This is a genomic window from Microbacterium xerophyticum, assembly GCF_053543555.1.
This window is the reverse complement of record NZ_JBLVOB010000007.1, coordinates 696,405-703,178: the sequence shown is the minus strand read 5'-3', so window position 1 is coordinate 703,178 and position 6,774 is coordinate 696,405. Positions and strand designations below refer to the sequence as shown.

General features: G+C 68.2%; 6 protein-coding genes. 5 read left to right on the top strand and 1 reads right to left on the bottom strand.

What is annotated here, in order from left to right; translation table 11 throughout:
• Positions 1-28 precede the first annotated feature (28 nt).
• A complete protein-coding gene (locus tag ACNPNP_RS14875) occupies positions 29-871 on the bottom strand; it encodes an alpha/beta fold hydrolase (protein ID WP_448966800.1) in 843 nt (280 codons plus the stop codon).
• Positions 872-968: 97 nt separating this feature from the next.
• Here ACNPNP_RS14875 and ACNPNP_RS14870 point away from each other — a divergent pair, with 97 nt between their 5' ends.
• The 5 genes from ACNPNP_RS14870 to ACNPNP_RS14850 all read left to right on the top strand — a co-directional run bounded on the left by ACNPNP_RS14870 (position 969) and on the right by ACNPNP_RS14850 (position 6,766).
• Positions 969-1,526, top strand: coding sequence for a TetR/AcrR family transcriptional regulator (locus ACNPNP_RS14870; RefSeq protein WP_448966799.1), 558 nt, complete (start codon positions 969-971; stop codon positions 1,524-1,526).
• A gap of 103 nt (positions 1,527-1,629) precedes the next feature.
• Entirely contained in the window at positions 1,630-1,878 is a 249-nt protein-coding gene (locus ACNPNP_RS14865) for a hypothetical protein (RefSeq protein ID WP_448966798.1), read from the top strand.
• 59 nt (positions 1,879-1,937) lie between these two features.
• Positions 1,938-4,784 (top strand): ATP-binding protein, encoded by a 2,847-nt coding sequence (locus tag ACNPNP_RS14860; RefSeq protein ID WP_448966797.1) that lies wholly within the window; start codon positions 1,938-1,940, stop codon positions 4,782-4,784.
• 84 nt (positions 4,785-4,868) lie between these two features.
• Entirely contained in the window at positions 4,869-5,708 is an 840-nt protein-coding gene (locus ACNPNP_RS14855) for an ABC transporter ATP-binding protein (RefSeq protein ID WP_448966796.1), read from the top strand.
• 26 nt (positions 5,709-5,734) lie between these two features.
• Entirely contained in the window at positions 5,735-6,766 is a 1,032-nt protein-coding gene (locus tag ACNPNP_RS14850) for an ABC transporter substrate-binding protein (protein ID WP_448966795.1), read from the top strand.
• The last annotated feature ends 8 nt before the right edge of the window (positions 6,767-6,774 follow it).

The window sequence follows — 6,774 nt, the reverse complement described above, 5'->3', positions numbered from 1 at the left end:
GGCCGCCGGAGTCGGCGTCACAGGGTCCTTACTTGCCGAGGAATGCGCTCAGTGCGGCGTTGACCTCGTCGGCGTGCGTCCACAGCAGACCGTGCGGGGCGCCTTCGACCTCGACGTACTCGGCATCGGGCACCGCCTGGTGGAAGCGTCGCGCGGTGGCGTCGATCGGCAGGATGTTGTCCGCCGTGCCGTGCAGGATCAGCGTCGGCTTGCCGGCCGCACGGACCGCTTCCACGTCGCCGCGGAAGTCCTCGATCCACGCGGAGACCACGGCGTAGGCGGCGACCGGTGCGCTGCCGATCGCGACGTTCCAGCTGCCGTCGACCGCCTGCTGGCTGATGCGGGTTCCGAGGTTCTCATCGAGGTTGTAGAAGTTCTTGTAGAAGTCCGCGTACCAGGCGAACCGATCGCCCTTCGCGGCAGCCTCGATCCCGTCGAAGACGTCCTGAGGGACGCCTTCCGGGTTGTCGTCGCGCTGCACGAGGAACGGCTCGAGCGATGCGAGGAAGGCGAGTTTCGCGACCCGCTCGTGCCCGTAGCGCGACACGTAGCGGGCGAGCTCACCCGTTCCCATCGAGAATCCGACGAGTACGACCTCACGCAGATCGAGGGTCTCGAGCACGGTGTTCAGGTCGGCGGCGAACGTGTCGTAGTCGTACCCGGTGCCCACCTTGGACGACTGCCCGAACCCGCGGCGGTCGTAGGTGATCACGCGGTAGCCGTTCGCGAGCAGTTCGCGCGTCTGACGCTCCCAGCTGTGGCCGTTCAGCGGGTAGCCGTGGATGAGGACGACCGGCTGGCCGGCGCCCTGATCCTCGTAGTAGAGCTCGATCGGAGCGGAGTTCTCGGTGCCGACGTTGATGTACCCCATGGTTCTGCCTTTCTGGAAGAGAGTGGAGAACGATCGTTCTCCGCCGTTGATCACAAATGTAGAGAACGATCGTTCTCATGTCAAGTACAATCGGGATATGGATTCAGACAAGTCGCGGGAACGCATCCTCGACGCGGCCGAGGAGCTCTACTACGCCAAGGGCTACGCCGCTGTCGGCATGGATGAGCTGCGTGCGGCGGCGGGCGTCTCCCTCAAGCGGGTGTACGCGCTGTTCCCCTCGAAGAACGACATCATCAAGGCGGTGCTCGCCCGCAAGCACGATGAGTGGGAGAGCATGGTTACGAGCGCGGTGCAGGCCGCCGGTGACGATCCCCGCGCGCGTCTGCTCGCCGTGTACGACTTCCTGCAGGACTGGTTCAGCACCGACGATTTCCGTGGTTGCGCGTTCATCAACGCGTTCGGTGAACTCGGCGGCACAGTACCCGAGGTGGCCAGGATCGTGCGCGAGCACAAGGCGTCGTTCCAGGAGTACATGACCGGGCTCGTCGCGCAGACAGGCGCATCAGAGATCCTCGCCGCACAACTGTCCATCCTGGCCGAAGGAGCGCAGAGCACGGCAGCGATCTCCGCCGATCCCCGGGTCGCGGCGCAGGCGCGAGGCGCGGCTGAGGTGCTCATCGATGCGGCCGTCTGAGGCGGCCGGGGCACGGAAATAAGGCATCTGCCCGATGTCGGCAGGGGGCCTTAGAGCGGAGTGTTGACTCAGCGCCAGAAGGCGCAGCAGAGGAGTCGACATCATGTACGAGCACCCGTCCTTCACGTACGGCAGCATCATCGTCGAGCAGGAGCGCGTGGACCGCGCCAACGAGATGCGCCGCATCATCGCCGAGAACCCGTCCAGGATCATCCCCCGCGCGCACCCCGTCCTCGATCGGATGCGCGGCTGGTTCCGTGCCGGCCGAGCGGATGCCGCGTCGGCGGCCACGTCCGCGGACGGTGCGCGAGCCGTCTGCGATCACACCGCGCGACCCGCGCACGCGCGGTGAACCCCTTCCCCGCCGAGATCTCCGGCCCCGCTGTCCGCGGTGCGTGGCACCATGAACAGGTGACGGTTCCGACGGACAGCACGACGATGGTGGGTCGCGACGACGAACTCGCCGAACTGCGGCGCGCGTTCGACAGGGCGGCCGGTGGCGAGCCGTCGGCCGTGCTGATCGAAGGAGAGGCCGGCATCGGCAAGACGCGTCTGCTGCGGGAGTTCCTGAGCGACGTAGCACCGCACTCCGAAGTGCATGTCGGGCGCTGCCTCGATCTCGGAACCGCCCGCTCGGCGTACGGTCCGCTGATCAGCATCCTCCGTTCCCTCGTCGAGACCATCGGTGTCGACGAGGCGCGCGCCGCTGTCGGAGTCGGCGCCGAGGCGCTGCGGATGCTCGTCCCGGAACTCGGCGGCGGCGCGGCGCAGCGCGAGCTCACGAGTCCCGACGCACTCCGTGGCGCGGTCATCACCCTGATCGAGGCCGCAGCCGAACGCGCACTGCAGGTCATCGTGATCGAAGACGTGCATTGGACGGACGACTCCACGCTGGGCATGCTCTCGTTCCTGCTGCGCACTCTGCAGTCGGGCCGCGTGCTCGTGGTCATCACCTGCCGCAGCGATGATGTGCGACGAGGCGACGCCGTGAGCCGTTTCATCGCCGAGACCACGCGTGCTCGGCTCATCGAACGGCTCTCGCTGCGCCGCCTCGACGCCGACGCCACGCGGCAGCTCGTCCGACAGCTCGCGGGCGACTCGCTCACCGAGGCCGCTCTGCAGCGTCTGATGGAGCGCGTCGAGGGTGTGCCGTTCTTCATCGAAGAGGTCGCGTGCTGCGCGGCGGGACCGCTTCCCGGCTCTTTGCGCGACATGCTGCTCGTGCGATTCGACCAGCTCGACGATGACGCTCGGCACGTCGTGCGCGTCGCATCCGGTGCCGAGGGGATGCTCTCGCACACGCTGCTCGCCGAACTCGCTCGTCTGCCGGACGACCGGTTCGACGACGCGATACGCGCTGCAGTGCAGGGAGGCATGCTCTCGGTCGATGACGATCAGTACACGTTCCGGCATGCGCTGCTGCGTGAGGCGGTGCACGACGACCTGCTGCCTGGCGAGCGGGCGCGGCTTCACCGCTCGTACGCCGAGGCCCTCGAGGCCCGCGCCGAGCTGCTCGACCGCTGCGATCGCTCCTCGCTCGCACACCACTGGCGACTCGCGCAGGTGCCGGACAAGGCGCTGGCGGCATCCGTCAAGGCGATGCACGAGGCGAAGTCCCGGTTCGCCTTCGCGAGCGGGGCCCGGTTCGGTGAGCTCGCGCTGGAACTGTGGGAGCAGGTGCCCGATCCGGAGAGCGTCGTCGCGCTGACGCACGTGCAGCTCCTGCGTCAGATCGGATCGATCCTGCGCAACGCGGGCGAAGCGGAGCGGGCGCTCGCGATCGCCGAGCGCGCGCTCGACGAGGTCGATGACAGCACCGACCCTGCAGAGCATGCCCGACTGCTGCGGGACAAGGGGGAGTTCCGCAGCAACCTCGGGCTGCCGGGCTCGAAGGATCTGTATCTGCAGGCGCTGGAGATCGTGGATGCGCGCGTCGATGACGACCGTCTGCACGCGACGCTCCTCAACCAGATCGCCGGCAAGCACATGCTCGCCTCGATGCCGCGCGAGGCGATCATCACGGCGACGCAGGCGCTCGCGATCGCGCAGCGCGCCGACGATCCCTACGCGATCTCGGTGGCCCACAACCTCCGTGGCACGTGCCGGGCGTACCTCGGGCAACTGGACGAGGCATTCGCCGATTACCGCGAAGCGGAGCGGTTCGCGAAGTCGAGCAACGGCGGCGCGGAGTTGCGCTACCAGGTCAACTATTCAGACATCCTCGCGCTGCTCGGGCGGCACCACGAGGCATTCGACGTGGCTGAGGCCGGCGTGGCCAAGGCGAGAGAGCTGGGAGTCGAACGCGCCTCCGGCACGCTCATGGTGCAGAACATGGCCGAACCGCTGCTCACGCTCGGCGACCTCGACGGTGCGAGAGCGCGGTTGGCGTCGGTGCCGGTGGGCAGACCCCAGGTGCTCAACGATCAGTACGTCGTCCTCACGCGCATCCGCGTTCTCGCATGGCAGGGTGAGGTCGACGAGGCCGAGCGGCTGCGTGAGGAGTGGCTGCCGTCGCTGCAGCGCACGGGGGAGATCGAGCGCCAGGCGTGGTATCGGCTCATCGAGGACGAGATCGCACTCGCGGTCGCCCGCGGACGATGGTCTGATGCGCTCGCCGCGGTCGTCGCGATGACCGAGGATCAGGGATTCGTGCTGCTGCACGCGTATCGGCTGCTGCTCGAATCCGGCTGGATCGTGGCCGAGGTGCGGGCATCCGGTGAGAACACCGGCACTGCCGTCTCGGCGATCCGCCGGCTGTGGTCGGAGCTGCCGGACGCTGTGCGCGCCGACGACTGGGAGACGATGCTCGAGGCGATGCTCGAGCCCTCGCCGGATGCGCTCGCCGCGGCCGTCGCCGCGTCCGACGCGCACGACGTGCCGGTGATCATGCGCGGCGTCACCCGACTCGAACTGGCACGGTCGCTGGTCCAGGCGGGGGAAAGGAGCGAGGCGCAGGCGGTGCTGGCGGATGCTGCGGCCGTCGCCGATCGGATCGGTCACGTCCCTCTGCAGAGGAGTGTCTCCGCGTTCGGGCGGGCGAGCGGGATCACGACCGCAGAGCGTCCGACGGATGACCTCGAACTCACGATCAGGGAGCGGCAGGTGCTCGAGCTCGTGGCCGAGGGGCTCAGCAACAAGCAGATCGGCGAGCGGCTGTTCATCAGTGCGAAGACCGCGAGCGTGCACGTCTCGGCGATCCTGCGCAAGCTCGGTGTCGCGACCCGCACCGAGGCGGCGATGGTGGTCGCCCGACGCTGAGCACGCGTCGCGAGCCGCGGAGCGCACGCGCAGAGCACATGCGCAGATCGCGAGGATCGGAGATATAGGTTAGGCTCTCCTAACGTGAGCTCAGACCCCCTCCGCGCATTCGACGGCGTCCTCCGTGGCGAGAATCTGGCCCTCGGCTATCGCAAGGACCGCGTCGTCCACGACGTCTCCCTGCAGCTTCGACCCGGCGCCGTCACCGCGCTCATCGGCCCGAACGGCAGCGGCAAGTCGACAGTGCTGCGTGCCCTCGCCCGACTTCACCCCGTCGAGGGCGGAACGGTCCACGTCGGCGAGGCCGAATCGAGGACGCTGTCCGCACGAGAGTTCGCGCGTACCGTGGCGATGCTCTCGCAGTCGCGGCCCCATCCGTCCGGGCTCGAGATCCGTGATGTCGTCGCGTTCGGCAGGCACCCGCATCGAGGCCGCTTCGCCGGAGTGAGCGATGCGGATCGTGCGGCCATCGACAGCGCGCTGGCGCTGGCAGGTCTCGCGGAGATGTCGCACCGCGCCGTGGACGAACTCTCGGGTGGGGAGCTGCAGCGCGTGTGGCTCGCGACGTGCCTCGCGCAGGACACCGGCATCCTTCTCCTGGATGAACCGACCAACCATCTCGACCTGCGCTACCAGATCGAGACCCTCGACCTGGTCCGCGATCTCGCCGACCGGGGCACCGCGTTGGGCGTGGTCCTCCATGATCTCGGGCACGCGGCCTCCGTCGCCGACGAGGTGATCCTGCTTCACGACGGGCGGGTCCGCGCCAGCGGTCGGCCTGCCGACGTGCTCACCTCCGAGAATCTCTCCGAGGTGTACGGGCTGCACATCGACACGGTCGTCGACGACGAGACAGGGCACGTCCGAGTACTGCCGCGGGGGCGGCATCCGCGGCCACGACTCGCCGAAGCATCGATGTCATGAACACAGGAAGAGTGAACAGAGGAAGCATGAACAAGACCCCGATCACCGCGCTCGCGACCGTCAGCGTCCTTGCGCTGATGCTGTCCGGATGCGGCACCACCGACGTCGCCGCGCAGGACACCGCCGCTCCGGAATCCGCCCTGAGCGAGGACTGCGCGGCCGATGAGACGTCCACCTCCACCGACGCGGTCACGCTGACCGACGACTTCGGCCGCACGGTCGAGCTGGACAAGCCGGCCGAGCGCGTCGCCGTGCTCGAGTGGCAGCAGATCGAGGACGCCCTCACGCTGTGCGTTACGCCGGTCGCCGTGGCCGATGCCGAGGGCTACACGACCTGGGACACCGCGGAGGCGCTGCCGGAGGGCGTGGTCGATGTCGGCACGCGGCAGGAGCCGAACCTCGATGCGCTGTTCGCGACGAACCCCGACCTGGTCATCGTCGAGGCCACAGGCCCCGACGATGAGATCATCTCTCAGCTCGAGGCCTATGACGTGCCGGTGATCGCCACGATCGGCGCGGATGCCGCCGATCCGATCGCGAAGATGCTCGCCACCTTCGACCTGATCGCCGAGGCCACCGGCCGCGAGGAGCGCGCCGAGGTCGTGAAGGACGAGTTCGACGCCTACCTCGCCGATGCCAAGGGCACGCTCGCCGATGCCGACCTCCCCACCACAGATTTCGTGTTCTTCGACGGCTGGATCGACGGCGGCAACGTCGCACTGCGGCCCTTCGGGCAGGGCTCGCTGATCGGCGAGATCGGTGAAGAGCTCGGTCTCACGAACGCGTGGACCGGCGAGGTCGACGCGGCGTACGGTCTCGGCCAGACCGACATCGAGGGCATGCTCGCCATCGGCGACGCGACGCTGCTGCACACCGGCACGGTCGGAGACGACTCGGACGAGTTCCTCGCCGCACTCGACGGCAACAGCATCTGGAAGACGGTTCCGGCCGTCGCGGAGGAGCGGATCTACAGCTTCCCCGCCGGCATCTGGACCTTCGGCGGTCCTCGTTCGGCGCAGCAGATCATCGACGCGTACGTCGCGGCACTGAGCGAATGACACTGAGC

Excerpts from the sequence above, each read along its gene's own strand:
- ACNPNP_RS14850 (WP_448966795.1), top strand. The coding sequence starts at position 5,735 with ATGAACAAGACCCCGATCACCGCGCTCGCGACCGTCAGCGTCCTTGCG.
- ACNPNP_RS14875 (WP_448966800.1), bottom strand. The coding sequence starts at position 871 with ATGGGGTACATCAACGTCGGCACCGAGAACTCCGCTCCGATCGAGCTC.
- ACNPNP_RS14865 (WP_448966798.1), top strand. The coding sequence starts at position 1,630 with ATGTACGAGCACCCGTCCTTCACGTACGGCAGCATCATCGTCGAGCAG.
- ACNPNP_RS14870 (WP_448966799.1), top strand. The coding sequence starts at position 969 with ATGGATTCAGACAAGTCGCGGGAACGCATCCTCGACGCGGCCGAGGAG.